At 66.1% G+C, this 26,319-nt stretch carries 26 protein-coding genes and 1 other RNA gene; 10 read left to right on the forward strand and 17 right to left on the reverse strand.

Annotated elements, in window-relative coordinates; genetic code table 11:
• Position 1: 1 nt before the first annotated feature.
• The 5 genes from aroA to N2K95_RS11395 all read left to right on the forward strand — a co-directional run bounded on the left by aroA (position 2) and on the right by N2K95_RS11395 (position 5,289).
• Positions 2–1,318: a 3-phosphoshikimate 1-carboxyvinyltransferase gene (aroA, locus tag N2K95_RS11375; RefSeq protein ID WP_260651641.1), complete on the forward strand. Its 1,317-nt coding sequence runs from the start codon at positions 2–4 to the stop codon at positions 1,316–1,318.
• Between the two features lie 2 nt (positions 1,319–1,320).
• Positions 1,321–2,436: a ribosome small subunit-dependent GTPase A gene (rsgA, locus tag N2K95_RS11380; RefSeq protein WP_260651642.1), complete on the forward strand. Its 1,116-nt coding sequence runs from the start codon at positions 1,321–1,323 to the stop codon at positions 2,434–2,436.
• A gap of 99 nt (positions 2,437–2,535) precedes the next feature.
• Positions 2,536–3,345, forward strand: coding sequence for a histidinol-phosphatase (gene hisN / locus N2K95_RS11385; RefSeq protein WP_260651643.1), 810 nt, complete (start codon positions 2,536–2,538; stop codon positions 3,343–3,345).
• 2 nt (positions 3,346–3,347) lie between these two features.
• Positions 3,348–4,130, forward strand: a complete 783-nt coding sequence (locus N2K95_RS11390) for a class I SAM-dependent methyltransferase (protein ID WP_260651644.1) — start codon at positions 3,348–3,350, stop codon at positions 4,128–4,130.
• Between the two features lie 67 nt (positions 4,131–4,197).
• Positions 4,198–5,289: a carboxylate-amine ligase gene (locus N2K95_RS11395; RefSeq protein ID WP_260651645.1), complete on the forward strand. Its 1,092-nt coding sequence runs from the start codon at positions 4,198–4,200 to the stop codon at positions 5,287–5,289.
• Positions 5,290–5,295: 6 nt separating this feature from the next.
• Here the strand turns inward: N2K95_RS11395 and N2K95_RS11400 are convergent, their stop codons facing one another.
• Positions 5,296–7,002 carry an alpha-glucosidase gene (locus N2K95_RS11400; RefSeq protein ID WP_407080080.1) on the reverse strand — a complete coding sequence of 569 codons (1,707 nt, stop codon included), beginning with the start codon at positions 7,000–7,002 and terminating at the stop codon, positions 5,296–5,298.
• A 200-nt stretch (positions 7,003–7,202) separates the two neighbouring features.
• On the opposite strand from N2K95_RS11400, the gene N2K95_RS11405 reads away from it, so the two are divergent.
• Both N2K95_RS11405 and N2K95_RS11410 read left to right on the forward strand, forming a co-directional pair.
• Entirely contained in the window at positions 7,203–7,703 is a 501-nt protein-coding gene (locus N2K95_RS11405) for a DUF1269 domain-containing protein (protein WP_255790102.1), read from the forward strand.
• Positions 7,704–7,780: 77 nt separating this feature from the next.
• Complete coding sequence (locus N2K95_RS11410; protein ID WP_260651647.1) at positions 7,781–8,158, forward strand: hypothetical protein; 378 nt, start codon at positions 7,781–7,783, stop codon at positions 8,156–8,158.
• Between the two features lie 75 nt (positions 8,159–8,233).
• Here the strand turns inward: N2K95_RS11410 and N2K95_RS11415 are convergent, their stop codons facing one another.
• From N2K95_RS11415 to ftsE, 7 genes are all read right to left on the reverse strand, one after another.
• Complete coding sequence (locus N2K95_RS11415) at positions 8,234–8,866, reverse strand: uracil-DNA glycosylase family protein (protein WP_260651648.1); 633 nt, start codon at positions 8,864–8,866, stop codon at positions 8,234–8,236.
• Between the two features lie 238 nt (positions 8,867–9,104).
• Positions 9,105–9,476, reverse strand: a transfer-messenger RNA (tmRNA) gene (gene ssrA / locus N2K95_RS11420).
• Positions 9,477–9,540: 64 nt separating this feature from the next.
• Positions 9,541–9,900 (reverse strand): hypothetical protein, encoded by a 360-nt coding sequence (locus N2K95_RS11425; protein WP_260651649.1) that lies wholly within the window; start codon positions 9,898–9,900, stop codon positions 9,541–9,543.
• A complete protein-coding gene (gene smpB / locus N2K95_RS11430) occupies positions 9,897–10,370 on the reverse strand; it encodes an SsrA-binding protein SmpB (protein WP_229950528.1) in 474 nt (157 codons plus the stop codon). Before smpB ends, N2K95_RS11425 begins: the two co-directional genes overlap by 4 nt.
• A gap of 44 nt (positions 10,371–10,414) precedes the next feature.
• Positions 10,415–11,806 carry a M23 family metallopeptidase gene (locus tag N2K95_RS11435; protein ID WP_260651650.1) on the reverse strand — a complete coding sequence of 464 codons (1,392 nt, stop codon included), beginning with the start codon at positions 11,804–11,806 and terminating at the stop codon, positions 10,415–10,417.
• A gap of 62 nt (positions 11,807–11,868) precedes the next feature.
• Positions 11,869–12,771, reverse strand: coding sequence for a permease-like cell division protein FtsX (gene ftsX, locus N2K95_RS11440; RefSeq protein WP_260651651.1), 903 nt, complete (start codon positions 12,769–12,771; stop codon positions 11,869–11,871).
• On the reverse strand, positions 12,768–13,517 hold the full coding sequence (ftsE, locus tag N2K95_RS11445) for a cell division ATP-binding protein FtsE (RefSeq protein WP_260651652.1): 750 nt from the start codon (positions 13,515–13,517) through the stop codon (positions 12,768–12,770). Before ftsE ends, ftsX begins: the two co-directional genes overlap by 4 nt.
• 165 nt (positions 13,518–13,682) lie before the next feature.
• Between ftsE and N2K95_RS11450 the strand changes: the two genes are divergently transcribed.
• A complete protein-coding gene (locus N2K95_RS11450; protein ID WP_260651653.1) occupies positions 13,683–15,875 on the forward strand; it encodes an acyltransferase family protein in 2,193 nt (730 codons plus the stop codon).
• Between the two features lie 32 nt (positions 15,876–15,907).
• Here N2K95_RS11450 and prfB read toward each other — a convergent pair whose 3' ends face one another.
• Complete coding sequence (prfB, locus tag N2K95_RS11455) at positions 15,908–17,026, reverse strand: peptide chain release factor 2 (RefSeq protein WP_260651654.1); 1,119 nt, start codon at positions 17,024–17,026, stop codon at positions 15,908–15,910.
• Positions 17,027–17,195: 169 nt separating this feature from the next.
• Between prfB and N2K95_RS11460 the strand changes: the two genes are divergently transcribed.
• Entirely contained in the window at positions 17,196–17,480 is a 285-nt protein-coding gene (locus N2K95_RS11460) for an antirestriction protein ArdA (protein ID WP_260651655.1), read from the forward strand.
• A gap of 24 nt (positions 17,481–17,504) precedes the next feature.
• Here the strand turns inward: N2K95_RS11460 and N2K95_RS11465 are convergent, their stop codons facing one another.
• From N2K95_RS11465 to N2K95_RS11500, 8 genes are all read right to left on the reverse strand, one after another.
• On the reverse strand, positions 17,505–17,990 hold the full coding sequence (locus N2K95_RS11465; RefSeq protein ID WP_260651656.1) for a pilus assembly protein TadG-related protein: 486 nt from the start codon (positions 17,988–17,990) through the stop codon (positions 17,505–17,507).
• Complete coding sequence (locus N2K95_RS11470) at positions 17,987–18,424, reverse strand: hypothetical protein (protein WP_260651657.1); 438 nt, start codon at positions 18,422–18,424, stop codon at positions 17,987–17,989. The genes N2K95_RS11465 and N2K95_RS11470 overlap by 4 nt, the downstream gene beginning before the upstream one ends.
• A complete protein-coding gene (locus N2K95_RS11475; RefSeq protein ID WP_260653793.1) occupies positions 18,408–18,842 on the reverse strand; it encodes a TadE/TadG family type IV pilus assembly protein in 435 nt (144 codons plus the stop codon). Before N2K95_RS11475 ends, N2K95_RS11470 begins: the two co-directional genes overlap by 17 nt.
• A complete protein-coding gene (locus N2K95_RS11480; protein ID WP_260653859.1) occupies positions 18,839–19,135 on the reverse strand; it encodes a hypothetical protein in 297 nt (98 codons plus the stop codon). The genes N2K95_RS11475 and N2K95_RS11480 overlap by 4 nt, the downstream gene beginning before the upstream one ends.
• Positions 19,136–19,191: 56 nt before the next feature.
• Positions 19,192–20,130: a type II secretion system F family protein gene (locus N2K95_RS11485; RefSeq protein ID WP_260651658.1), complete on the reverse strand. Its 939-nt coding sequence runs from the start codon at positions 20,128–20,130 to the stop codon at positions 19,192–19,194.
• Positions 20,127–20,984 carry a type II secretion system F family protein gene (locus N2K95_RS11490; protein WP_260651659.1) on the reverse strand — a complete coding sequence of 286 codons (858 nt, stop codon included), beginning with the start codon at positions 20,982–20,984 and terminating at the stop codon, positions 20,127–20,129. Before N2K95_RS11490 ends, N2K95_RS11485 begins: the two co-directional genes overlap by 4 nt.
• Positions 20,981–22,207, reverse strand: coding sequence for a CpaF family protein (locus N2K95_RS11495; RefSeq protein ID WP_255790129.1), 1,227 nt, complete (start codon positions 22,205–22,207; stop codon positions 20,981–20,983). Before N2K95_RS11495 ends, N2K95_RS11490 begins: the two co-directional genes overlap by 4 nt.
• A 247-nt stretch (positions 22,208–22,454) precedes the next feature.
• Positions 22,455–23,570, reverse strand: a complete 1,116-nt coding sequence (locus tag N2K95_RS11500) for an acyltransferase family protein (protein ID WP_260651660.1) — start codon at positions 23,568–23,570, stop codon at positions 22,455–22,457.
• A 361-nt stretch (positions 23,571–23,931) separates the two neighbouring features.
• Between N2K95_RS11500 and N2K95_RS11505 the strand changes: the two genes are divergently transcribed.
• Positions 23,932–26,223, forward strand: a complete 2,292-nt coding sequence (locus N2K95_RS11505) for a GH25 family lysozyme (RefSeq protein ID WP_260651661.1) — start codon at positions 23,932–23,934, stop codon at positions 26,221–26,223.
• The last annotated feature ends 96 nt before the right edge of the window (positions 26,224–26,319 follow it).

Consider the following 26,319-nt stretch of genomic DNA (forward strand, 5'->3'; position numbering starts at 1 on the left):
AATGAGTGCTCCGAATGCCGGGGTGCCGGCCAGCTGGCCGGCACCCTTCGTGACCTCGCCCGTGGACGCAACCGTCTCCGTGCCGGGTTCGAAGTCGCTGACCAACCGATACCTGGTCCTGGCCGCCCTTGCGGACGGCAGGTCCAGGCTGCGGGCACCCCTGCATTCGCGGGATTCGGAGCTGATGGTCTCCGCCCTGCGGAGCCTCGGAGCAACAGTTACGGAGGTCAGCGGCGACGGCGCCTTCGGCCCGGACCTGCTGATTGATCCCCTCCCCGCAGCCGCCCCGGCTACGCGCCGGGTGGACTGCGGCCTGGCCGGAACGGTGATGCGTTTCGTGCCGCCCCTGGCTGCCCTCGCGGGCGGCACCACCGCGTTCGACGGTGATCCCCATGCCCGTACCCGGCCCATGAGCGCCGTCATCGACGCCCTGCGCGCCCTCGGCGTCCGGGTGGACGACGGCGGCACCGGAGCCCTTCCCTTCACCGTCACCGGCTCCGGGCGCATCGCCGGGGGCCGCCTGGAGATCGACGCCGGAGCCTCCTCCCAGTTCGTCTCGGCCCTGCTGCTCGCAGCACCGCGCTTCGATGACGGACTGCATCTCGTCCACCGCGGCAGCACGCTGCCCAGCCCGGACCACATTGCCATGACCGTCTCGGTGCTGCGCGGCGTCGGAGTGGACGTTGATGATTCCGTCCCCAACGAATGGCGTGTGGCTCCCGGTCCCGTGGGCGCTTTCGACACCGTGGTTGAGCCGGACCTGTCCAACGCCGGCCCCTTCCTCGCCGCAGCTCTTGTTACGGGAGGAACGGTCCGGATGACCGGCTGGCCCGCCTCCACCACCCAGGTGGGCGATAAATGGCGGACCATCCTCCCGGCGCTCGGAGCCTCCGTGCATCTGGCGGACGGCACCCTCACCGTCACCGGCACCGGCCGCATCACCGGCGCAGACCTGGCCGACACCAGCGAACTGGCCCCCACGGTTGCCGCCGTCTGCGCCCTGGCCGACTCGCCGTCGACCCTTACCGGCATTGCCCACCTGCGCGGCCACGAAACCGACCGGCTGGCCGCACTCGTCACCGAAATCCGCCGGCTCGGCGGAGACGCGGAGGAAACAGCGGACGGGCTGGTGATCCGGCCCGCGGAACTGCACGCCGGCACCTGGGAAACCTATGCCGACCACCGGATGGCCACCGCCGGCGCACTGATCGGCCTGGCCGTTCCCGGCGTCGTCGTCCGAGACATTGACACCACAGCCAAGACACTGCCCCAGTTCCCCGAACTCTGGCAGCAGCTGACCCGATCGGCGGGAGCCTGACCATGACACGCAGCACCAGCGGCTGGGACGAGTCCGACGTCCGCGTCCGCCCCAATAAAAAGGGCTCCCGGCCCCGCACCAAGGACCGCCCCGCCCATGACGACGCCGTCATCGGCCGGATCATCACCGTCGACCGCGGCCGATATACCGCCGTGGTGGATGAAGACACCGACACCGAACGCACCGTTATTGCCGCCCGTGCCCGCGAACTGCGGCGCACCCCGGTGGTGGCCGGAGACCTGGTGGCACTGGTCGGCGACGTCACCGGCGCCCCGGACACCCTCGCCCGGCTGGTCCGCGTCGAGGAACGCCGAACCCTGCTGCGCCGCAGCGCCGACGACACGGATCCGGTGGAACGCGTGGTGGTGGCCAACGCCGACCAGCTGGTGATCGTGGTGGCCGCAGCCAACCCCGAACCCCGCACCGGCTTCATCGACCGCGCCCTCGTGGCGGCGTACGACGCCGGGATCTCCCCCGTCCTGTGCATCACCAAGGCGGACATCAAGGACCCGGCCGACCTGCTGGCCAACTACGAACACCTGGACATGGACGTCATCATCAGCCGCACCGCTGCAGCGGACGCCTCCGGCATCGATGCGCGCTCCGACGACGGCCTGTCCGCCCGTCTGCAGGGCACCGCGGTCGAGGCCCTCCACGAGGTCCTCAAGGGCAACGTCAGTGTCCTGGTGGGGCCCTCAGGCGTCGGCAAGTCCACCCTCGTCAACGCCCTGACGGGTTCCGCCCGTGCCACCGGCGGCGTCAATGCCGTCACCGGACGCGGCCGGCACACCTCCTCCTCCGCCCTGGCGCTGCGGCTGAGCGATTCACCGGCAGGCAGCTGGATCATCGACACCCCGGGTATCCGCTCCTTCGGCCTGGCCCATGTGGACCCGGACCGGATCCTGCAGGCCTTCCCCGACCTGGAGCCGGGCACCGCGGACTGCGAGCGGGGCTGCCGGCACGATTCGGTCGCCGTCGGCTGCGGGCTGGACCCGTGGGTGGAGGGCGGACACGCCGGCCCCGCCGGACCCGCACGGCTTGCCTCCCTGCGCCGGCTGCTGGGTACCGGTACCCGCACGGAGAACAAGTCCTCCGCCAAGGAGCTAGGCGAGCAATAGCCTCCCCGCCCGGTCGAAGGCCGCGGGATTTACCAGACATCGCCCGCTAACGGGTGTAATGCGGGGATGTGCCCGCCGACTAAGGATAAGTTGGACAGTATGCCGTTCGTTCAGAACTACAACGATGACCTGCGCTTGGCCCACGTGATGGCCGACTCCGTGGATGACCAGACCATGTCCCGCTTCCGGGCCCTGGACCTGAAGATCGAGACCAAGCCGGACTTCACCCCGGTCACCGATGCCGACAAGGCCGCCGAAGACGCCATCCGCGGGCAGCTTTCCCGCGCCCGTCCCCGCGACGCCGTCCTGGGCGAGGAATTCGGTTCCAGCGGCTCCGGCCCGCGGCGGTGGATCATCGATCCGATCGACGGCACCAAGAACTTCATCCGCGGCGTCCCCGTCTGGGCCACCCTGATCTCCCTGGTCGACGACGGCGTGCCCGTTGTCGGCGTCGTGAGTGCCCCCGCGCTGGGCAAGCGCTGGTGGGCAGCCACCGGAACCGGAGCCTATATGGGCCGGTCCCTGGCGGCAGCCACCCGGCTGCGCGTCTCCAACGTGTCCCGGCTGGCGGACGCCTCGCTGTCCTACTCCAGCCTGGGCGGCTGGAAGGACCGCGGCAACCTTGAAGAGTTCCTGGACCTGACCGAGTCCGTGTGGCGTACCCGTGCCTACGGCGACTTCTGGTCCTACTGCATGGTGGCCGAAGGCGCCGTGGACATTGCCTGCGAGCCCGAGCTTAACCTTTATGACATGGCTGCCCTTGTACCGATCATCACCGAGGCCGGCGGCCGTTTCTCCTCACTTGAGGGAGAAGACGGGCCGTTCGGCGGAAACGCTCTGGCCACCAACGGGACGCTCCACAGCGAAGTGCTGCAGCGCCTGAATCCCGATCTGGACGACCTGCTGTAACTGTGGGCACTTCCGGACCCCGGCTCGAGGCTCTGCGCCGCCGGCAGCTGGCGGACAGCTACCAGGCGGGCGGGGAACACTATGACCGCATCCGTCCCGGCTATCCCGCCGAGGCCGTGCGCTGGCTGTTCGACCGTCCCGCCGACCCGGACGCCCCTGCGGTGCGGGACGTGGCCGACATCGGGGCCGGCACCGGCAAATACACCCGGGAACTGCGTGCCGCCGGGTTGAACGTCTGCGCCGTGGACCCGTCCCGGGACATGCTCGAACAGCTGTCCCGGCTGCTGCCGGAGGTTCCGGTAAAGGTCGGCACGGCCGAAGATACGGGCCTGCCCCCGTCCTCCCTGGATGCCGTGACCGTTGCCCAGGCCTGGCACTGGTGCGACCCGGCGGCAGCCGGCCGGGAGTTCGACCGTATCCTGCGGCCGCACGGCGTCGTCGGCCTGGTGTGGAACCAGCTGGACGTCAGCGTCCCGTGGGTGCACCGCTATTCACGCATCATCCATGCCGGCGATGTCCTGCGGCCGGGCTTTCGGCCGGAGCCCGGTCCGGGCTTTCGACTGGACGAGTCCTCCACCGTCGCCTGGACGCAGCCGATGACCCCCGAAGACCTGTTTGAGCTGGCCCGGTCACGGGCGTTCTATCTTTCGGCCAGCCCCGCCACCCGGCAGAAACTCACCACAAACCTGTCCTGGTACCTCTACGAACACCTGGGCCACGCCCCCGGGGACGTGCTGGACCTGCCGTACCTCACGCTGACCTGGCGGGCGGTACGGGCGGCCTGATGCGCCGGCTCCCCCACCTACATACAATTGTCGAAGTCCGGCGTGATTGGTGCAGGGAGAAATGCACATGGTTTTCACCTTCGGCATCGAAGAAGAGTTCCTCCTGATGGACGCCCGGACCGGGCTTCCCACCGGAGCCCAGGAACTGACGCGCGCGCTGATCTCCCCGGGGCAGGGCGCCTTCACCACTTCCGCCGAACTGCTGGACGCACAGGTGGAGAGCTCCACCCGGGTCTGCACCACCAGGCACGAAGCCCTGGACGCGCTGCTGGGGTTCCGCTCCCGGCTGGCAGCGGCCGCGGCAGCTGCGGGGGTACGCGTAGCCGCCACTGGTGCGGCGCCGCGGATCGCCGATGTCCCTCCGGTGCTCAATTCCTCGGACCGGTACCGGCGGATGGGCGTCCTGACCGGCGCCGTCGCACACGAACAATACGTCAACGGCACCCATATCCACGTGGGCATTGACTCCCGTGACACCGGTGTGCGGGTCTTGAACGGACTCCGCCCCTGGCTCGCCCTGCTGGGTGCCGTTGCCGCCAACTCCCCCTATTGGCGCGGACAGGACAGCAGCTTCGCCAGCTGGCGGATGGTCCACTACCGGCGCTGGTCGGTCCAGGGCTGCCCGCCGGTTTTCTCCGATGCCCAGGACTATGCCCGGAGGCTTCAAGGGCTGCTGGACACCGACGTGGTGCTCGACGCCGGGCACGTAGGCTGGGCGGCCCGGCTGTCCGAAAACTTCCCGACGGTGGAGGTCCGGATCGCCGACGCCCAGCTGGAGGCCCGGGACACCCTGCTGCTGGCAGCCCTGGTGCGGGCACTGGTGGATACGCTGGCGTCGGCCGTGCCCGCGTCCGTACCGGCGGCTGTCCCCGATCCGGAGCTGCTCGACGCCGGGCTCTGGCAAGCCGCCCGTTTCGGCATGCACGGGAACCTCGTGTCGCATCCCGGCGGCAGCATTCCCGCGGCCGAGCACCTGTCCGCCCTGCTGGAGTTCGTTGCACCGGCGCTGGAGGACGCCGGCGACTCCGATTTCGTGGCTGCGGGTGTGGCACGGCTGCAGGGCAGGGGAACCGGCGCCGACCGGCAGCGCGCCGCAGTCCGGTCCGGCGGCTATGCGGAGCTGGCGGATCTGTACAGCCGCAGCCTGACCGCCCAGTAACTGCGTTCAGCCGCCCGTGTACGTGGAAACATCCAGAATGCGCGCCTCCCAGGGGCGCAGCAGGTGGCGGTCGCCGGCGTCGGCATAATTCCCCAGGAGAAGGCTGCCGGATTCCAGGTTGGACGGCACCCCCAGCTCCTCGCCGGATACATTGCCCAGGACCAGCAGCGCCCGGTCGCCCCGGGTACGCCGGAAGGCGAACAGGGTGGGATGGGCCGGATCCAGCATCTGGAAATCCCCGAGCGAAACAAGGTCCGACTCGTGCCGGAGCCGGATCAACTCCTGGTAATACCGGAAGACGGACCGGGCCGCGGCGCGGTCCGCTTCCACATTGACCTCGGGATAGGACGCTGCCGGTTCGATCCACGGCGGAACGTCGGAAAAACCCGCATACTCTCCCGCCGTCCACTGCATGGGGGTGCGGGCGTTGTCCCGGCTCATCCGCCGCAACGCTTCCAGGACCCGTTCCCGGTCCTCACCCCGTTCGAGGGCCTCCGCGTAGTAGTTCAGCGATTCCACGTCCCGGTACTGGTCGATCGAGGTGAACCCGGCATTGGTCATGCCGATCTCCTCGCCCTGGTAGATGTAGGGGGTTCCCCGCTGCAGATGCAGCAGGGTGGCCCACAGGGTGGCGGATTCATACCGGTACCGGGTGTCGTCACCGAAACGGGACACGACGCGCGGCTGGTCATGGTTATTCAGGTAGAGGCTGTTCCAGCCGGTGTCTGCGAGCCCGCGCTGCCAGCGGTTCCAGCTTGTCTTCAGATCCGTCAGGTCCAGCTGCCGGTAGTCGAACTTGTCCTTTCCCTGGTCCAGGCTGATGTGTTCAAACTGGAAGACCATATCCAGCTCGCGCCGCCGCGGGTTGGTGAAGAGCAGCGCCTCGTCGACGGTCACTCCCGGAGTCTCCCCCACGGTCAGATATTCTCCGCTGCGTCCGTCAAAGACCTCGCGGTGCATTTCCTGCATAAACTCATGGATGCGCGGCCCGGAAATGAAATAGGGCGACCCGTCACCCCAGATGCCGGAAGGATCCACTACGCCGTCCGGCAATGCTGGGTGCTTGGAGATGAAGTTGATGACGTCCATGCGGAATCCGTCCACGCCCCGGTCCAGCCACCAGTTCATCATGGCGTACACCTTGGCCCGCACCCGGGTGCTTTCCCAGTTCAGGTCCGGCTGCTGCGGCGTGAACAGGTGCAGGTAGTACTGCCGGGTGAGCGGATCGAAGGTCCACGCCGAACCGCCGAAGAAGGACCGCCAGTTGTTCGGCTCGGCACCCGGCTCGCCCGGCTCGAATCCCGGCCGTGCGTCCCGCCACCAGTACCGGTCCCGCTTCGGTGACATCCTGGATGATCTGGAGCTCTGGAAACCCGGATATTCGCTGGATGTGTGGTTGACCACCAGGTCCATGATCAGGCGGATACCGCGTTCATGCAGTCCTGCCAGCAGCCGGTCAAACTGTTCTTCCGTGCCGAACATCTTATCGATCCGGCGGTAGTCACTGATGTCATAGCCGTTGTCGAACTGCGGTGACTGCTGGATCGGTGACAGCCACACCACGTCGATGCCCAGGTCCGCCAGATAGTCCAGATGCTCAATGATGCCGCCGAGGTCGCCGATACCGTCGCTGGTGGAGTCGGCAAAGCTGCGGGGATAGATCTGGTAGACGACGGCGTTGGTCCACCAGGCGGGTCCGTTGGTAGCCGGCATGGACATCCGTCCTTTCAGCATGTGCTCTGCATAATACGTCCGGGCCGGCAGCCCGCACAGGGTCGCCGGGGGTTACTGCGCAGCCTCTGCCCGGGTCGCCCGTTTTCCTTGTCCGCGCCGATACGCGGCACTAACGTTGGCGCTGCCGACAGGTCCCGTGTGCGGACCTGTCCCGAACTCAACCGTTTGGAGTAACTGCCATGGCAACACTGACCGTTTGGAAGTTTTCGGATGCGGATGCTGCGGAACGCGCCACGCAGACACTCGCCAGCCTGCAGTCCCAGGGCCTCATCAATGTCGAGGACGAGGCCATCGTGACGTGGCCCGAAGGGCGGAAGAAGCCCAAGACCATCCAGGAACACAACCTCGTCGGGGCAGGCGCCCTGGGGGGCGGCTTCTGGGGGCTCCTCTTTGGGCTCATTTTCTTTGTTCCGCTCATCGGCGCCGCGGTGGGCGCCGCCATCGGCGCAATGTCGGGATCGATGGTGGACGTCGGCATTAACGACGATTTCATCGCCCGGGTGCGGAACGAAGTAACGCCCGGAACTTCGGCGCTGTTCGTCCTGTCCAGCAACGCGGTCGAGGACCGGGTTGCGGAGGCATTCAAGGACTACTCGGGGGCGAAACTGATCTACACGAACCTCTCGAAGGACCAGGAAGCCAACCTCCGGGAAGCGTTCTTCGAGTCATCTCCCGCCTAGGACGCGTGCGGGGCGGGTATCACCTGAGGACGGCAGCGTTAGTCCGGGTGGTGCCCGCCCCGGTATCGTTTAAGGCGATGATTACACGACGCGAAGCCGCACAGATCCTAGATATTCCGCTCGAAATGGCCACGCGCCACGGCATTCCCCCACGGATGGACGACGCCGACCTGGCGCGGCTGCAGGCCGACCCGCCCGGGTGGCTGGTCCAGTCCCGGGCCAACCGCACCGGAAAGCGGCCGGTATGGGTTCAGCTTTCCTGTTCCGTCTGCGGATACACGGAAGCGGCCCGGCCGAAGAAGTGGTGGCCGGAATTCACCTTCATCGCGTGTGAGGACCACCGTGTGCGGGAACTTCCTGAACTGCCCGCGGGTGCGGTGCGCACCGAGTACCCCGGTGTCGGTTCCCGCTTCATCGGTGTTGTGGACGCGGCAGGTAACTCCTCCGACGCCTAGCCGCGGCGCCGGGACTCATCCCCAACGCTCTGCGGCGGGGACGGTCCCGGGGCAGCCGGCGCAGCTCCGGCCGCGCTAGCGTGCGGCGGTCAGCCCGGTGCGGGCCATCGCATCGGTATACGCGGCGCGCATGTCATCAAGGGCTTCCTGCTGCCGTTCTGCGGTGGCACCGAAAGAACGGCCGGAGAGTGCGCGTGCCTTGTAGACCTTGATGCTGCGGCGGTAGATCATCCGGTTCTCGGTCTTGAGGAACAGTGCTGCCAGGCGCTGGGCCTCGGTGCCGTGCGCCACGATGACGGAGGCGCGGGGCACGAGCGCCAGGAAGCGCAGCAGCGGCCGCAGTCCTTCCTGGACCTGTTCCTTGGTCAGCTTGCCGTTGGGTTCGCCCGGTACGTGCCAGGGATACGCGTTCCACGGCATCACGAACTCAGGCCGCAGCCCCGCCTGCCAGTGCACCCCGAGAAGCCGTGCGACGGCGTCGTTGTCACCCGCGGTGATGAACCCTGATTCGTGGGCGGTGCCGATATTGGAAAACAGGCTGACGATCCGGCACTCCCCGATGTCGTGCATGGGATCGATGTAGGGCACCTGGCTTCCCGGCTTCATTTCAGCCAGGGCGTCGCAAAGCTGGTTCACCTCGGCGACATTGGGGTCATAGCGTCGGTTCCAAAGGTCATCATGCTGGGATTCGAGTGCCGGGCTTTGCATAAAGTGGTGCGTCTCCTACGAGGTCTTGCGACCGGTTATACCGCCCGCTCCGGATCATGCCGGCGCGGGTACTGCCTAAATGAAAGTTTACCAACGCCCCGTGCCCGGGCGTACGGGATTCTGCTCCGTGACGGGTGAAACCCGGCAGGTGTGAGAAACAACTCTCCTGAGGGTTTCCGGATTAAACGACCGAAGCGGGGAGCGTCCGTAGACACTCCCCGCTTCGGCTGGAGATTCTCAGTGGAGATGGGGGGAATCGAACCCCCGTCCGATGTCGCTTTGTCAGGGCTTCTCCGGGCGCAGTCTGCATCGGATTTTCTCGGTCCCAGCCATCACGCAGACAAGTGGCTGATCCGGACCCAGCCGTCTAAAAGTCCCGAACACCCCAACGGCGAAGGTGTTCAGCAGTGGCCCTCTAAATGACGCCAGGCACCGGGGCGAGAGCATCCCCGGGCTGACGGACTATGCCTTACTGCTTAGGCAGCAAGAGCGAAGTCAGTGCGCTTTGATTCGGCACTTATTGGTTTACAGAGATCGTTAACGAGATAACCCTGTATCCTCGGCCCGCTTCCCCTGTCTCAACAAAACATCGTCGAAACCGGTCATCCCCTTATTGAGTTACCAATCCGGCCGAAGCCGGAACACTTATTATAGCGCATGCTGCCGGGACGGACTCAGAGCCGGATTCCAAAGACCACCACGGGGGATCCCCAGACCACCAGCAGGATCCACGAGATCAGGACAAAGAGGACCGAAAGAATACTCAGCGCGGTCATGCCCGGGGCCTTGCTGCGGAAAGCCCATGCGAAGAGGGCAATGTTCGCCAGAACCAGGACAGGCGCAATCCATACCAGCAGCGAGGCGAGGTAGAGGTAGTACGCCGCGAAGAACGGAACCACCACCAGGATCACCACCGGTACTACGGCCAGGACAATCAACAGGTCGACGGCCGTGACGATCCACGTCCATACCGGCTTCCGCGCGGACGCTACCTCAGCTTCTTCTCCCTGCGGTTCCCAGAAGGTTCCACTCATGCGCCGCGGTTCTTCTCCCGCATCGCCCGCAGTGCCTCACGGTTGTCCTGCTTCTCGCGCAGCGTGTGGCGCTTGTCGTACTCCCGCTTACCGCGGGCGACGGCGATCTCCACCTTCGCCCGTCCGTCCAGGAAATACAGCTGCAGCGGCACGATGGTAAAGCCGGATTCGCTGGTCTTGCGCAGGATCTTTTCCAGCTGCTCCCGGTGCAGCAGCAGCTTGCGGCGGCGGCGGGCGGAGTGATTGGTCCAGCTTCCGTTCAGGTACTCCGGGATATACGCGGCCTCAAGCCAGAGTTCGTTGTTGTAGAACGTAGCGAACCCGTCCACCAGCGAGGCCCTGCCCTCACGCAGCGACTTCACCTCGGTGCCCATCAAAACCATGCCGGCCTCGTAGGTATCAAGGATTTCGTAGTCGTGCCGGGCCTTACGATTGGTGGCCACTACCTTACGGCCACTTTCCTTAGGCACGGGGCAACTCCTTAGTAGGTTGAAACGAAAATTCTATTCTAGGCCTACAGCAGCCGCATCGGGTCCACAAGGTCGCCGTTCAGCACGGTCTCGAAGTGCAGGTGGCATCCGGTGGAGTTGCCGGTACTGCCGACGTAGCCGATCAGCTGTCCCTGGTTGACCCACTGCCCGCTGGAGACCGCGAAACTGTTGAGGTGGTAATAGTTTGTCGCCAGGGCATTGCCTTCCACCACACCGTGGTTGAGGACAATCCGGTTGCCGGTGCCGATCATTTCCCCGCCGCCCTGATCTGCCCGCCACACGTGGCCTGCTGCCGGGGCATGGACCGGGGTGCCGCAGGACGGGGCGAAGTCGATGCCGGAATGCAGGTAACCGCCGTTGCCGAGGAAGTCGATGGACCCGGCCGGCGTGGCCCGCCAGCCGAATCCGGAGGAGACCGGGGCACCGTTGACCGGATAACGCAGGCCGAAGGAGGACGGATTGCTGGGCTGCGGAACGGCGGCAGCCGGCGGAGCGGGACGGTTGTTGCGGGCGGCTTCTTCGGCTGCCGCGCGGTTCTCGGCATCGATCCGCGCCTGTTCGCGCTTCCGGTATTCCTCGAGCAGGACCCGCTGCTTCTCCGCAATGTCGGCAGTAACCTGCGCGCTTTCCTTTTCCAGGGTGGCCATCTGGGCCTGGAGCTGCGGTTTCTGTGCTTCCAGCTCCTGGTTCATGGCCGAGGTCTGGGCAACGAGGTCATCCACTTTCTGCTTCTCCGCGGCTGCGGAATCACGGGCGGACTGCTCGGCCATGAGCGCTTCTTCGGCCTGGGCCTTGAGCTTGTTGATCTCGTCCGCGACGGCGACCAGCCGGGCCTCGGAGTTCACATTGTTGGCATTCTGCTCGGACAGCTTTTCCACGGCGGCGTTCTGGCCCTTGAGTGCCTGCTCCGCCATACCGAGGGAATCACTGAGGCTGTCGGCACCCTTGGCGCCGAACATCAGCGAGAGGGTGGACGGGACGCCGCCGTTTTTGTAGGCCTGGGACGCGATCTGCCCGATCGCTTTTTCGGTGGCCGCGATGTCTTCACGGTCCTTCTCGATCTGCGCGGTGATGGTCTCGTGGGTCTCCTGGGCGAGGGCCACGCGTTCGTTCAGGGCGCTGACCTTGCCGGCGGCACTGTCAACCCGTGCTTCGGCGTCGGCGAGCTGCTGCTGGGCGGCCGGGAGCTGGCCCTTATAGACGTTGAGCTTTGCCACCGTTTCGGCAATGTCTTCGCCGAGGTACTCGTAATCCTGGTGGACCTTTTCCTTTTCGGCTTCGATGGCGGCCTTGCGGTCCTCCAGCTCGTCGGCACTGGCTGTGCTGCTGAACGCAACGGAAAGCGTCAGGGTCAGGACGGCGGCAACCGCCGCCAGGGCCCGGGACGCCGGCGCTCGTCCACTACGTTTAGGCACAGCATTATCCATTGACGAGACTCTCCATGATCTTCAGCATTCTCTTCCCAGTGCTCATGACTCTAGACCTTCAGGTATCGGCGGAGTGTCAACAGCGAGGATACTCCGGCCAGCAGCGCCCCGAGAACAAGTAGCAGGGGGGTCAGATACAGGACTTGCTCCGATGAAATAAAGGCCGTGGTGGGGTACTGGCGGGCCAGCGTGCCGATAAAGAAGTGTGCGGTGCTCCAGAGGGCAACGGAGGCCAGGACCGCGCCGATGACGGCGGCTATCACGCCTTCCAGCACGAATGGCAGCTGGATGACGGCCTTGGAAGCGCCGACCAGGCGCATGATGCCGGTTTCCCGCCGCCGGCTGAATGCCGAGAGCCGGATGGTGGTGGCAATCAGCAGGATGGCGCAGACCAGCATGACGCCGGCAATGGACAATGCCGCAACGGAGGCGAGGTTCAGATACGTGAACATCTTTTCGAACAGTTCACGCTGGTCACTGACCGACTCCACGCCCGGCTTGGAGGAAAAGGCCTCGTTGATGACCTCGTATTTTTCCGGATCCACCAGGCTCACGCGGAAGGATTCGGGGAGCATTTCAGCGGTGATGCTGTCCACGATCGGCGAGTTGGCGAACTGTTCACGGAAGTGGGTCAGCGCGGTGTCCTGGTCTTCATACTCGACACTCTCCACGTACCGGTCCGCCTGCAGGTCCGCTTCGATGGCGGCCCGCTGCTCGTCGGTGACGGCACCCGAAGCGCAGGATGCGGACGTGTCGTTGTCCGTGCACAGGTAGACGGCAACCTGCACGCGGTCGTACCAGTAGCCCTTCATCTGGCCGATCTGCAGCTGCAGCAGCCCTGCCGCCCCCACAAAGGTCAGGGACACGAAGGTCACCAGGATCACGGAGACAACCATGGACAGGTTCCGGCGCAGGCCGGAGCCGATTTCGCCCAGGACAAATGCAAGCCTCATTCGGACACCCCGCTCTCCCGGTGGTCGGTCTGCAGGTTATCCGCTTCCCCGGCCGGCTCGGGTTCACCGAGGTAGATGCCCTCCTGCTCGTCACGGATGATCTTGCCGTTGCGCAGTTCCACCACGCGCTTGCGCATCGCATTGACGATGTCGTCGTCGTGCGTAGCCATGACCACCGTGGTGCCGTTCTGGTTGATCCGGTCCAGGACCTTCATGATGCCCAGGGAGGTGGTGGGGTCCAGGTTTCCGGTGGGCTCGTCCGCAAGCAGGATGCCCGGCTTGTTGACGATGGCACGGGCAATGGCCACGCGCTGCTGCTCGCCGCCGGAAAGTTCGTGCGGCAGGCGGTTGTCCTTGCCCTCCAGGCCAACGGTTTTGAGGACTTCGGGAACGGAGTCACGGATCACGGCACGGCTGCGTCCGATCACCTGCATGGCGAAGGCAACATTTGCGAAAACCGTCTTGTTGGGCAGCAGACGGAAATCCTGGAAGACGACGCCGATTCCGCGGCGCAGCCGCGGCACCCTCCAGCTGGGGATCCGCGCAACGTTGGCGCCGGCCACGTAGACCGTTCCCCTGGTGGCGTGCTCCTCTTTCATGATCAACCGGATAAACGTGGATTTACCGGAACCGGAAGCGCCCACGAGAAAAACGAACTCGCCGCGGTCCACATCCAGGCTGACCGAATTGAGCGCAGGCCGGGAGTTCCGGTCATACAGCTTGGTGACATTGTCGAAAGTGATCATCACTACTTTGTGCCCATGGAGCGGCCGGAGACACGGGCCTTGGTTCGGGGTATGGGCACCGGCTTCTCGACTATAGCCAGCTTCTGAAGAGTGAGCCACAACCTAACAGCGCGTGTCGTACTGCACACGCCGGTTATGGACCAGCGGATGCGGTAGAGTCCTGCGGTGCCCACAGATTCCGCCGTAGCAGCCCCCGGTGCCGCCGCCCCCGCGGAGGTTCCGGGTTTCCCGGGCACCTCCGGTGATCCCCTGGCATCCCGCCGGGGACGCCGTGCCCTGCGCAGCGCCCAGGGCGGTTCCGCCCCGGGCATCCGCCGCGACATCCAGGGCCTGCGTGCCCTCGCCGTCGTGCTGGTGCTGGTGTACCACGTCTGGCCCGCAGCCCTGCCGGGCGGCTTTGTCGGCGTCGACGTCTTCTTTGTTATCTCCGGCTATCTGATTGTCGGTTCCCTGGTCCGGGAGCTGAATGCCACCTCGACCATTGCCCTGGCATCGTTTTACGCCCGGCGCATCCGCCGGCTGCTTCCGGCCGCAACGACTGTCCTGCTCGCAACCCTGGGCGCAGCTGTGCTCCTCTTCCCCGAGGGGCGGTGGCAGTCAGTAGCCAGGGACGTTGCGGCCTCAAGCCTCAATGTCCAGAACTGGAACCAGGCCTTCAGCACCACCAGCTATGCCGGGGCCACGGCGGCCGTGTCCCCGCTTCAGCATTACTGGTCCCTCGCGGTGGAGGAACAGTTCTACCTGGTGATGCCCGTGCTCCTGCTCGGCGCCGCCGCCGCCGTCCGTGCCCTCGGAATCCGCGCCGGCCTGCCCGCTACCGCACTGGCGGTGGTCTGCGGCCTCTCCGTGGTGTCTTTCGCCCACTCAGTACAGTTCTCGACGTCGGACCCCGGCCTGGCCTACTTCTTCACCACCACCAGGGTCTGGGAACTCGGCCTCGGCGGAATCCTTGCACTCGCGGCCGCCGGAGGAACCCTGCCGCGGCGGCTTTCCACGGCCTTCGGATGGACCGGAATCCTGGTGATTTTCGCTGCCGCGGCCGGTTTCTCCACCGCGATGTCCTTTCCCGGATGGGTGGCGCTGGTGCCCACCGCAGGAGCCGCGCTGTGCCTGATCGCCGGCCAGGGCGGTGATGCCGCCGCCGCGCCGTGGATCTCGGCCGGCTGGTGGCAGTCACTGCGTCCGGTGGCGTACGTCGGGGACATTTCCTATTCCCTGTACCTGTGGCATTGGCCGGTCACCGTGTTCACCGTGTATTTCCTCGGACACACGCCTGGACTGTTGGAAGGCGCAGCAATCATCGTCTCGAGCGTCCTTTTGGCCGTGCTGTCCACGCGGTTCATCGAGAAACCGTTCCGCCGGTTGCGGGATAAGACCGGGTCCGCGGGCCGTCACGGAGCGAAGAAAGCGACGCCCCGCGGCGCGTATGCACTGGCGGCGGTCCTGATCACGGTTCCGATCGCCGTTGCCGCCGTGCCGTACGGAGTGGTCCAGCAGAAAATCACTGACCTGACCGCGGACTACGATTCCGGCTCCTATCCCGGCGCCATGGCCTTCGATCCCCGGGACCCGGCAGCTGTGCCCGGGGATCAGCCGCTGCGGCCGGCACCCGCGGCCGCGCTGGCGGATGTCCCGGATATCGACAGAGCCTGCACGTCCTACGATCCGGCGAAAACATCCTACGAGGAATGCGTGTTCGGCGATCCCGACGCGACGCGGGCAATCGTCCTGGTGGGTGATTCCCATGCGGCGCAGTACATGGCCCCGCTGGATGCTGTTGCGAGGGACGGCGGCTACCGCCTCTACGTCTTGACCCGCAACGGATGCCCGTTCAATGCCGAACCGCTGCACAGCGACACCTATGTCTACGCGCCGTGCGCCGCCCAGAACCTTGAAACGGTCCGGGACATCCTGGATATCGGGCCCGAACTCGTGGTCACTTCGGCCATGAGGCCGGACAGCTACGAGCACGCCCTCGGCTGGAGCTGGGACTCCGGGCGCCGCGCCGTGGACGGCTATCTGGAGGTGCTCGAGCCGCTGGAGGACGCAGGCATCGGGATCGGCGTCATCGCCGACATTCCCTATCCGAAGTCCAGCATCCCCGACTGCGTGGTGGAAAAGGACAGCGCGGACGACTGCTTCGTGCTCCGCTCCGACCTTGCCGGACAGGACGATCCCCTGGTTGAAGCAGCCGAACAGCTGGACGGAAGCCGAACCGTCGACCTGACGGACTATTTCTGCGACGACGAGCGGTGCCCGGCCGTCATCGGCAACGTCCTGGCCTACCGGGACAACCACATGACGAATACCTTCGCCCGGACCCTGGTCCTCCCGCTGCGGGAGAAGCTGGGCTTCTAGCCGGGCAGTGCGGTCCGGCGGGGCCGGGCAGCCTACTTGCGGGCCGAGACGCTGCCGTGCGCGCGCCAGCGGATGCCGGCGTCGATGAAGTCATCAATCTCGCCGTCGAACACGGCCGAGGTGTTGCCCACCTCGTGCTCGGTGCGCAGGTCCTTGACCATCTGGTACGGGTTGAGCACGTAGGAGCGCATCTGGTCGCCCCAGGACGCCTTGACGTCGCCGGCGAAGGCCTTCTTCTCGGCGTCCTCCTGCTCCTTCTTCAGCAGCAGCAGGCGGGACTGGAGCACGCGCATGGCTGCGGCGCGGTTCTGCAGCTGCGACTTTTCGTTCTGCATGGACACCACCGTTCCGGTGGGAAGGTGGGTGAGCCGCACGGCGGAGTCGGTGGTGTTCACGGACTGGCCGCCGGGGCCGGAAGACCGGAAAACATCCACGCGGATCTCGTTGTCCGGGATGTCGATGTGGTCCGTGGGCGCAATCAGCGGGATGACCTCGACGGCGGCAAAGGAGGTCTGCCGGCGGCCCTGGTTATCGAACGGGCTGATGCGGACCAGGCGGTGCGTGCCGGCCTCCACCACCAGGGTGCCGAAGGCATAGGGGGCCTTGACCTCGAAGGTGGCGGACTTCAGGCCGGCCTCTTCGGCGTAGGACGTATCCAGGACCGTGGTGGGATACCCGTGGCGTTCGGCCCAGCGCAGGTACATCCGCAGCAGCATTTCCGCGAAGTCGGCAGCGTCCACTCCCCCGGCGCCGGAGCGGATGGTGACCACGGCTTCGCGTGCGTCGTACTCGCCGGACAGCAGGGTCACCACTTCCAGCTGCGACAGTGACTTGCGGAGGGACTCCAGCTCCGTGACCGCCTCGGCCCTGGTCTCGGCGTCGGCCTCGTCCTGGGCCAGCTCCACCATGACCTCAAGGTCGTCGATGCGGGACTCGATGGTCTGCAGGCGTTCCAGCTCCGACTGGCGGTGCGAGAGCTTGGAGGTGACCTTCTGCGCCTCGGAGGGGTCGTCCCAGAGATCGGGGACGCCGGCCATCTCGCTGAGCTCTTCGATGTCCTCTTTGATCTTTGCCACGTCCGAGACCTCTTCAATGGAGGCGAAGGTGGAGCGGAGGGCGCGGATTTCTGCGGGAAAATCTATTTCTGCCATGGTGCTTACAGCCTACGCCATGTCCCTGTGCCGCCGCCCGCCGCCGTCGTCGTGCCCGGCACCGGAAGTCCGGGACGCGCCGGGGAGGTGCGGGCCGGGGTGTCGGCGGGCGGCGTTAGATTAAAGGGACGGATACGGAACTGTCTGCCCTTTCGAAGGAGCTAAAGCCTTGACCCATCCCGAGCGCGGACGCATGTACAGCCTGGACGAACTCAACGACCTCGCGGAGCAGGGCGATCCCTGGGCCATGGGGAAGGTCGATGAGTGGGAGCAGCACTTCTCCAACGAGTACGTGGGCAACATGAAGGACAAGTGCCCCGACGGGAACTGCGAACAGTTCGGCGAGCCGGTGACCATTTGCTACGCCGAGGACGGCCGGATCCTGGACGTGGACCACGGCGGCTGGGGGCACGGTCCGGTGCGCGAGGCGGAAGAGCAGCGGAAGGCGTCGTAGCCTTTCCCCGGGATCAGCAGAGCATCACTGCAGCAGCCGGGCACGCGCCTCGCTCACCGCGGTGATGGAGATTCCCTCCGGCACCAGGAAATTCACTATCGGCGGATAGACCCGGGCCGTCAGCACCACGCGGGCTGTCCGGCCATCCGCCGTGCCGGTCTCCTCGGCCACGGCCAAATCCGTGAACCGTCCCTCCGCGCCGGTGTCGACGAGATAGCTGCGTGCGGCATTGCGCACGGCGTCGGCCTGAAGCACCGCAGCGGGACCGGCTCCCGGACCGGCCTCCCCCAGCGCGAAGGTATCGGCTGCAGCCACCGCCGCACCGTCGGCGGCCGAGAGCAGCTTCTTCTGCCCGAGATAGACGCTTGACGCCGCCATCACCACGGTGACGGTCAGCATCGCCAGGACGGCGTACCCGATGATCAGCACCCCCACCTGTCCCCGCTCCCCGTCCTCCCGCTGCCTGCCCGGCGGTCTTCTCCGGAACCCCGGGCGCGCTGCCGGGTTCATCCGAACCGCTCCACAATCTGGGTGGACTCCGAATCCACCACTACCGGTGCCCCGGTGGTCCACGGCAGCCCGGGAAGAGGCACCTCGAACCGGACGCTGACTGTGACTGTCGAGCCGGGCACCAGGCAGGTGTCGGAACAGCTGACGTCCACCAGCATGCTGTCCGTCTCCAGCCCGAAGTCGCTCAGGGCGAGCTCGGCCGCGTCGGCCGCCCGCTGCTCGGCAACGACGGCGTCGGGCGCCGCCGCATAGACTCGGGCCGCCGCATCCGCTGCACCGACCACCGCGAACGATGCCGCCTGCACCTGGCCGACCGTGATCACCAGGTACACCACCGGCACCAGCAGGAGCAGGCCCAGGAAAATGAACTCGACGACGGCGCTGCCGTCTTCCTCCGGCGACTGCCTCTCCGTCCCCTCACCGCAGGACGGCATGTCCCCGGACCTCCATTCCGCCGCCAGGACCAATGAACCCGATAACCGGCAGCGGTGCCCGCACCGTGATTTCGAGCAGGCGTGCCCCGTTCACCGTCTGCTCCGAGTAACTGACGTCACCGGCGTAGTCCTCGCCAAGCGCACCGCCGATCAGGGACACGGCACGCTCGACCCCGTCCGCCGGGGTGCGGTCCGCCAGCGTCCCGTAGCGCGCACCGGTTGCAGCGGCGTCGATCAGCGTATTGCGCACATGCAGCACCAGCGCCAGCTGGACCACGGCTATAAACACCAGGCTCACCAGCGCCCCCACCATCACGAAGTCGACGACGGCGGACCCCCGCTCCCGGCCAGGGCCGCGGCCGGCGCTGCCGTGCCTGCCAGTCCGGACGGCAGCAGCACGGCGCCGTCCACTGCCTATGGCTGCACCTGTTCGATTGCGGATTCGAACAGCCGCTCGAGGGCAGGCTGGACCAGGACCAGCAGCCCGGCGACGAGGATGGCGGACATGAGGGTAATCATTACCCAGCCCGGCACATCGCCGCGCTCCGGATCCCCCGGCATCAGTGCCGTCCGGAACCGCTGCACCAGCGTGTGCCACCATCCCGCGGCCACGGCGATGGCGGCTGCCCATCCGGCTGCCCATGTGCTGCCCCGGTTCCTGCTTGGATTACTGCGGTTCATCATGACTCCATCCCCTCGTAGGGCTTCCATGGCTTCTTCCTCCGTGGTTTTCTCCTTGTTCCCCGGGTTCCCGGGCCCACGGCATCTCACAGCCCCAGCCGCAGCAACGCCAGGCCGGGGAAGACGGCAAACAGCACGGTCAGCGGGAGGATTCCGAAAATGACCGGCACCATCATGGCTATTTCCTTCTTTCCCGCTGTTTCCATCAGGTCGCGCTTAGCGGTATCGCGAACGTCCTGGGCCTGGGCGCGCATCACGTCCGCCAACGGTGTTCCGCGGTCCACTGCAACGGTGACCCCGTCCACGAACCGGGTCAGCGGCGCCAGTCGGATCCGGTCCGCGAAGTCCTGGAGGGCTGCGGTCAGCGGCTGCCCGGAACGGGTCTGGGCCAGGACCCGGTCAAATTCATCCGCCAGCTCTCCCTGGGCCGCGGCACAAACACGTTCCAAGGCTCCGCCGGCGCTCTCCCCCGCACCGACGGCGAGCGCCATCATTTCGGCCAGGCTGGGAAACTCGGCGAGGATCCGGCTGTTGCGGCGCCCTATCTGCTGTGTCAGCAGGTAGTCACGCAGCAGGAACCCTGCAGCCGCACACGCACAGGTGAGCAACGCAACCGACACAACGCCCATGCGGCCGCTCCCGGCAAGGAGCACCCCGGCTGTCCCCCCGGCCAGGAACCCGCCGCCGGCAAACAACACCTGTTCGGCACGGAAGTCCGACACCGTTTTGTTGCCGCCGGCCTGCTGCAGCCGTACAACGAGGGCACGGTTCGCCGGCGACCACCGCGCGAGCCGGCGGACTGCGTCGCGGATCACCGGACGCAGGATCCGCTCCAGCGGACCGAAAGGTGTGAGGTCCGGGGCAGGCAAGAGAAGCCGCGATGCAGGACGGACCGAGCGCAGCTGCGGTTCCACCCGCTCGGCGAAGCTCGTGTGCCGCAGCAGGGGCAGCCGGTGGAACACCAGCACCAGGCCGGTGCCCAGCAGGACTCCCGCCAGCACCGCCGCTGCTGTCCCGGGCGTCACCGCAGCACCCTTACGTCTTCGGGCAAGGCCCCTATCCGCATCATCAGGCGGTAGCAAAGGACGGAGATGCCGATCCCGGCAACGAGGACAGTGGCACCGGCCGCCGAGTTATACGCTGCGGCCGTTTCCGGCCGGGCTGCCAGCAGCAGCAGCACCGCCCAGGGCGCCCCCACGGCCAGCCTCGCCGCGTTCACTGTCCAGGACTGCCGGGCCAGCAGTTCGCTGCGGGTTCGTGCGTTCTCGCGAAGGAACCCGGCCAGTGTGCCAAGGAGCCGGCCCAGATCGGTACCGCCCACCTGGCGGGTAATCCGCAGCGCCTCGATGATCCGGTCCGCGACCGGATCAGCCAGGTTGTCCTTAAGCCGGGTCAGCGAGTCCTCGAAGTTGCCCCCGGCCCGGTAGTCCGCGGCAAACGAACGGAAGTACCCCCGCAGCTCCTCCGGCCCGTTCCCCGCCAATTGGATGAGCGCTTCCGGAAGGGACAGGCCTGCCCGGATTGCCGAGCGCAGGTGGTCGACGACGTCGGGCCACAGTTCCGCCAGGGACGCCCTGCGGCGGCGGGCCTGGAACCGCACCAGTGCGTACGGGACTGCCGATCCAAACAGGCCGAAGCAGGCTGCGATGGGCAGGGAAAGCGTCAGGATGAACAGCAGGAGCATCACACAGCTCCCCGTGACCGCGCAGCTGACGAGGAGCCCCGGAGCCTTGACCCGTTCGATTCCTGCCTGCCGCAGCAGGTCGTCTAGGTACCCGGTGCGACGCCGCCTGGACCGGGGGCGGGCGGGGGTACTCCAGCAGGACTGCCACAGCAGCAACAGCCCCATGCCCAGGATCAACCCGACGGCGGCGCTCATGCCGCGGCACCGAGCAGGGCGGCGATGTTGACACCGGCAGAGGCAAATTTATCGGCCGCCGGCATGGAGGAGGCCGTCACGGTCAGTTTGCCGTCCACCTGCCCGAATACGGGAGATGACTCAATGATCCCGCCCTCGACGCGCCGGCCCAGGGCCAGGATCTCGCTGACCTGCCGGCGCCCGGTGCCTGTCCGGGCGCAGTGAACCACCAGGTCGATGCAGGACGCCACGGTTGGAACCACGAAGGCGCTGGAAATGTTCGCGCCCGCCAACAGCGGCAGCGTACACAGCTTGGTTACCGCGTCCCGTGCACTGTTCGCGTGGATGGTGCACATCCCAGGCAACCCTGCGTTCAGGGCGATCAGCATGTCCAGGCTCTCGGCTTCCCTGACCTCCCCGACGATCAGCCGGTCCGGCCGCATCCGCAGTGCTTCTTTTACCAGCCGGCGGAGGGGAATCTCGCCCTGCCCCTCCAGGTTGGCCTGGCGGCACTGAAGCCCCACCACATCGCGCAGCGGCAGCTGCAGCTCAAAGATCTCCTCCACGGTCACCACCCGTTCCCGCGGACCGATGGATGCACCAAGGCAGTTGAGCATGGTGGTCTTTCCCGCCTGGGTTGCTCCCGAAACCAGGATATTCAGCCCCGCGGCAACGGCGGCTCCGAGGAAGCGTGCGGCATCCGGGGTCAGGGTGCCCAGTTCAACCAAGTGGTCAAGACGGCGGGCCCGGGCCACGAATTTGCGGATATTCACCGCCCAGTGCCGTCTCGTCACATCCGGGATGGCCACGTGCAGGCGGGAACCATCCGGCAGGGCTGCGTCCACGAACGGCGAGGAAAGATCAAGGCGCCTGCCCGAAGACTTCAGCATCCGTTCCACCAGCAGCCGAACCTGCTCCGGTGTCAGGGTCAGCGAGGTCAGTTCGGACCGGCCGTCCCGCGCAAGGTAGATCTCCGAGGGCGAGTTGATCCAGACTTCCTCCACCGTGGGATCGTCCAGCAGCGGCTGGAGCACACCGAAGCCGGCAACCGCGTCGAACACCTGCCGGCGGACCATGTCCGGCCTGCCCAGCGGCGGGAGACTGCCGAGCAGCGACCGTTCGTCATAATCGGAAACCGCTGCGTCCACCAGCCGACGGACTTCGGCGAACTGCTCCTGCGGATCGAGTCCGCGCACGCGGATGAGCTCCCGCACCTCGTCTTCGACGATCTGCACAGCATCCATGGACATCCCCCGCAATCACCGGGCGCAGGGCCCGGGACGAGACTGGCTGGCCTAAGCGGCCACGGGCCACAGAGTAGGGGCAGGATGCTTCAGAAGCGAGAGTAGTTCCGGGCCGCTGTGGATAAGTCAGACGGCCCGGTTCAGTCACCGGAACGGCTGATGGGCGGGCTGGAACATTTCGTTCCAGCGACGGTGTCCTGCAATCCCAGGATGGAAGCGTCAGGCTCCTCCGCAGGCCGGCAGCAGCCTAACCACCAGCGCGAGCAGGTACCGGCGCGGCCACGCCGGGCTGTTCCGCAGGTGCTTTCCCTCGCCCCTTGAGGCGCATGGCAGGCGCCTCTATCCAGGTGAAGCTCGCCCACGCCAGCGGAACGACGAAGGCAAAGGCAAGCAGCAGATAGGCCGGCAGCGGGAGCTCCGGAAACCGGACTTCCACAAGGTTCTGCACCGGTACCCCGTAAATGTAGATGCCGTAGGACAGGTCCCGTTTCGTGCCTATCCCCCGCAGCGGGAGTACCGCACCCAGGACGAAGACGATCACCGTAAACGGCAGCGGCGCCAGCACAGTTGCGGTCCCGGTGAGGATGCAGACCAGCAGCAGGACGGCGGACGCGGCCAGCACCGGCAGGACCCGGATCCGCTGCGCGTGGACATACAGCAGCGCCCCGCCGATGAAGGCCGCCACGAGCGGAGGTGCCAGAGTCAGTTCGCTCGGCGGAACGAGGCCGGTGTGCGCAGCCAAGGACGCCCCGGTGGCGCCAAGGAAGGCAAGGACCAATAAAATGCTGCGTCGGGCGCGTATTGCCGCAATACCGAGTATGCCAATACCCAGGTAACAGCAGGCTTCCCAGAAGAGGCTCCATAACGCGCCGTTCCAAATCTCCCCCTCGGCCAATGTGGTCCCGATTGTGGGCTGCGAAACGATGGGCGGGTAAAAGAGGAGATTGCGGGCCACATAGCTCAGGGATTCGCCGAAGGCGAAGGACCCGGATGATCCCAGGACAACCGAAAGCGGAGCGAAAGCGAAAGCCACCAAAAGGAGCGCAACCAGGAATCCGGGGTAGATGCGCAGGAAACGGGCCCGGAAGAAACGGGCAGCCGGTTGTCCGTTCAGTCTGCTTCGGGTAATCAGGTAGCCGGAAATACCAAAGAATCCGAGCACTGACCAAGCACCGAGGGTCCTGCCGCCCAGCTCGGGCTCCTCCCCGATCCCCCCGATGACCCAGGCATGGGACACCACCACGAGGCAGGCGAACATCAGGCGGATCGCGTTAAGGGAGTTGTTTTTAGGGTCGAACAGGTCACCCAGGACAATACCCGACCGGCGTTGCCCCTTAAGCGGCGGCTGTAGATAACCGGACATTTAGGCATCTTTCGCTATGGCACCGAAACCCGGTGGAGCGCGGAGATAATTCCCGGCCGCTAATGAGCTGAATTACCTGCAGAACGTCTGCCAGCATAATGCAGCCGGGGTAGCATTCGCTGCATATGACGGGCGCCGGAGGATCCGGGCGGGCCGGCATCCGGGCGCCGAGGCGGATAAAGATCCTGCACCTGCGTCTATAAGGCGCGGCTACTTCCTACCGGAATTCGTGCAGCGGCCGATAGTGTCCAGAGACGCACCCATGCCCTACCTCGGGCAAACACCTGGAGAAACCGTGAATAAAACAACGCTCACCCGCTGGCTTGGGAGTGCGGCCCTAACCGGTGCCCTGGTTTGCAGCATGTCACCTGCGCTGGCCGGGCCCCTGGACCCAACCGCACCGTCCCCGTCCGCTTCCCCGGTACCCGCCACAGCGCCGGCGACCGCCCCGGAGACAACACCGGTACCGGCAGCACCGGCTCCGGAACCTGCCCCGGCAACCGCGCCGGCAACAGACGGCGGCGGTGATCCCGCGCTCAAGGCTCCGCCCGCACCTGCAACCCCCGAACCTGCCCCGGCGGATACAGACTCCGCCAAGGAAACAGCGAAAGAGGAAGCCGGCCTGCTGGGCGCCCACATGGGGCAGGGCCTGGAACGCCTGCTGACCACCGGCGATCCCCAGGTCCCCACCGCTGAGGACGAACAGAAGGAAGCAGAAGCCGAGATCGGCCTGGAAGCGCCGTTGAGCGTTCCCGACACCACTGCAGGCGAACCGCCCGCGGCCACGGCCACGGCCACTTCCTTTGAGGCTAAGCCGGCCTATGCAGCCTCCATGGCAGCTACCTGGATGCCTGCCGGCATCCAGGGCCTGGACGTCAGCAGCCATCAGGAAAACGTTGACTGGGCTGCGGCATGGCGCCAGGGATCCCGCTTTGCCTATACCAAGGCAACCGAGGGCACCTATTACAAAAACCCGTACTACAAGCAGCAGTACAACGGCTCCGCCAATGTCGGCATGGTCCGCGGCGCCTATCACTTCGCCATCCCCGCGGTTGGCTCCGGAGCAGAGGAAGCGAACTTCTTCGTGAACAACGGCGGCGGCTGGTCCGCTGACGGGCGTACGCTCCCGCCACTCCTGGACATCGAGTACAACCCTTACCCCCAACTAGGCAACACCTGCTACAACCTCAGTCCTGCGCAGATGATCACGTGGATCAGGGACTTCTCCAATACCGTCAAGGCCCGCACGGGCCGCGTTCCGATGATCTACACGACCACCGATTGGTGGCGCACCTGCACTGGAAATACGAACGCCTTCTCCAACCACCCACTGCACCTCGCCAACTACCACACGGCCCCCGGGGCTCTTCCGAACGGCTGGTCGGCGTACACGGTCTGGCAGTATTCGAGCACGGGTCCCTTCGTCGGTGATTCCAACGTGTTCAACGGCACCACAGCTGATCTGGCCCGTTTCGTCCGCAACGATTCGCCTGCCGGCAGCGGTTCGCCCGCTGCTTCAGCCATCAGCCGGGTAGCAGCAGCCAACCCGGTGTTGGGAAAGTCCACCAGTTCAGTGAACTGCGGGCTTAAGGACGGCGGGTGTTACCAGAACTTCGACGGCGGAGCCGTGCTGTGGTCTCCCGCGACGGGGGCCCATCCCAGCCGCAACGGTTCGATCCGCAGGGCCTACCAGGCCAGCGGGTTCGAAAACGGAGTACTGGGCTATCCGCGCAGCCCCGAGGTCTGCGGCATCAAGAACAACGGCTGCTACCAGGATTTCCAGGGCGGATCCATCCTATGGTCCTCCGCCACCGGCGCCCATGTCAGTCCGAACGGTGCCATCCGGACCGCGTACCAGAAACAGGGCTTTGAAAGCGGCAGCCTCGGCTATCCGACCAGCGGACAGGTCTGCGGCATCAAGGACAACGGCTGCTACCAGAACTTCTCCGGCGGAGCCATCCTCTGGTCCGCAGCGACCGGTGCCCAGGTCAGCGCCAACCGTGCGATCCGCACTGCCTACCAGGCCGCCGGGTTCGAAAACGGGGTACTGGGCTACCCGAGAGGCCCCGAGGTCTGCGGCATCAAGAACAACGGCTGCTATCAGGATTTCCAGGGCGGAGCCATCCTCTGGTCCTCCGCCACCGGAGCCCAGGTCAGCCCGAACGGTCCCCTCCGGACCGCCTACCAGAAACAGGGCTTCGAAAACGGAACCCTCGGCTATCCCAAGGGAGGACAGGTCTGCGGCATCAAGGACAACGGCTGCTACCAGAACTTCTCCGGCGGAGCCATCCTCTGGTCCGCAGCGACCGGAGCCCAGCCCAGCCCGAATGGCCCTATCCGGACCGCCTACCAGAAACACGGCTTCGAAAACGGCGGCCTCGGCTACCCGACCAGCGGACAGGTCTGCGGCATCAAGGACAACGGCTGCTACCAGAACTACTCCGGCGGAGCCATCACCTGGTCCAAGTCCATTGGAGCACATCCGACGGCAGGGGAAATCCGCAGGAAGTGGCAGTCCACCGGCTTTGAGAAGGGTGTCCTGGGCTACCCCACCGCAGATGAAAGCTGCAAGGCCGGCAAGTGCACCCAGGCCTTCCAGGGCGGACGGATCGACTGGACCAAGGCCGGGGGCGCCGTCGTCACCCGGAAGTGATTGTCCTGCCTGCTGCGGCTATGCGGCCGCAGCAGGCAGAACGCAGAAGAGCCGGCCGGGAGATCTCCCGGCCGGCTCTTTTATGCACCAAATGCA

Origin of the sequence: Arthrobacter zhaoxinii (genome assembly GCF_025244925.1) — a bacterium.
GTDB lineage: Bacteria > Actinomycetota > Actinomycetes > Actinomycetales > Micrococcaceae > Arthrobacter_B > Arthrobacter_B zhaoxinii.

Bases quoted from the DNA above. Each gene is read 5' to 3' on its own strand.
- aroA (WP_260651641.1), top strand. From the start codon at position 2: ATGAGTGCTCCGAATGCCGGGGTGCCGGCCAGCTGGCCGGCACCCTTC.
- rsgA (WP_260651642.1), top strand. From the start codon at position 1,321: ATGACACGCAGCACCAGCGGCTGGGACGAGTCCGACGTCCGCGTCCGC.
- hisN (WP_260651643.1), top strand. From the start codon at position 2,536: ATGCCGTTCGTTCAGAACTACAACGATGACCTGCGCTTGGCCCACGTG.
- N2K95_RS11395 (WP_260651645.1), top strand. From the start codon at position 4,198: ATGGTTTTCACCTTCGGCATCGAAGAAGAGTTCCTCCTGATGGACGCC.
- N2K95_RS11400 (WP_407080080.1), bottom strand. From the start codon at position 7,002: ATGCCGGCTACCAACGGACCCGCCTGGTGGACCAACGCCGTCGTCTAC.
- N2K95_RS11405 (WP_255790102.1), top strand. From the start codon at position 7,203: ATGGCAACACTGACCGTTTGGAAGTTTTCGGATGCGGATGCTGCGGAA.
- N2K95_RS11410 (WP_260651647.1), top strand. From the start codon at position 7,781: ATGATTACACGACGCGAAGCCGCACAGATCCTAGATATTCCGCTCGAA.
- N2K95_RS11415 (WP_260651648.1), bottom strand. From the start codon at position 8,866: ATGCAAAGCCCGGCACTCGAATCCCAGCATGATGACCTTTGGAACCGA.
- N2K95_RS11425 (WP_260651649.1), bottom strand. From the start codon at position 9,900: ATGAGTGGAACCTTCTGGGAACCGCAGGGAGAAGAAGCTGAGGTAGCG.
- ftsX (WP_260651651.1), bottom strand. From the start codon at position 12,771: ATGAGGCTTGCATTTGTCCTGGGCGAAATCGGCTCCGGCCTGCGCCGG.
- ftsE (WP_260651652.1), bottom strand. From the start codon at position 13,517: ATGATCACTTTCGACAATGTCACCAAGCTGTATGACCGGAACTCCCGG.
- prfB (WP_260651654.1), bottom strand. From the start codon at position 17,026: ATGGCAGAAATAGATTTTCCCGCAGAAATCCGCGCCCTCCGCTCCACC.
- N2K95_RS11465 (WP_260651656.1), bottom strand. From the start codon at position 17,990: ATGAACCCGGCAGCGCGCCCGGGGTTCCGGAGAAGACCGCCGGGCAGG.
- N2K95_RS11470 (WP_260651657.1), bottom strand. From the start codon at position 18,424: ATGCCGTCCTGCGGTGAGGGGACGGAGAGGCAGTCGCCGGAGGAAGAC.
- N2K95_RS11480 (WP_260653859.1), bottom strand. From the start codon at position 19,135: ATGGAAGCCCTACGAGGGGATGGAGTCATGATGAACCGCAGTAATCCA.
- N2K95_RS11490 (WP_260651659.1), bottom strand. From the start codon at position 20,984: ATGAGCGCCGCCGTCGGGTTGATCCTGGGCATGGGGCTGTTGCTGCTG.
- N2K95_RS11495 (WP_255790129.1), bottom strand. From the start codon at position 22,207: ATGGATGCTGTGCAGATCGTCGAAGACGAGGTGCGGGAGCTCATCCGC.
- N2K95_RS11500 (WP_260651660.1), bottom strand. From the start codon at position 23,570: ATGTCCGGTTATCTACAGCCGCCGCTTAAGGGGCAACGCCGGTCGGGT.
- N2K95_RS11505 (WP_260651661.1), top strand. From the start codon at position 23,932: ATGTCACCTGCGCTGGCCGGGCCCCTGGACCCAACCGCACCGTCCCCG.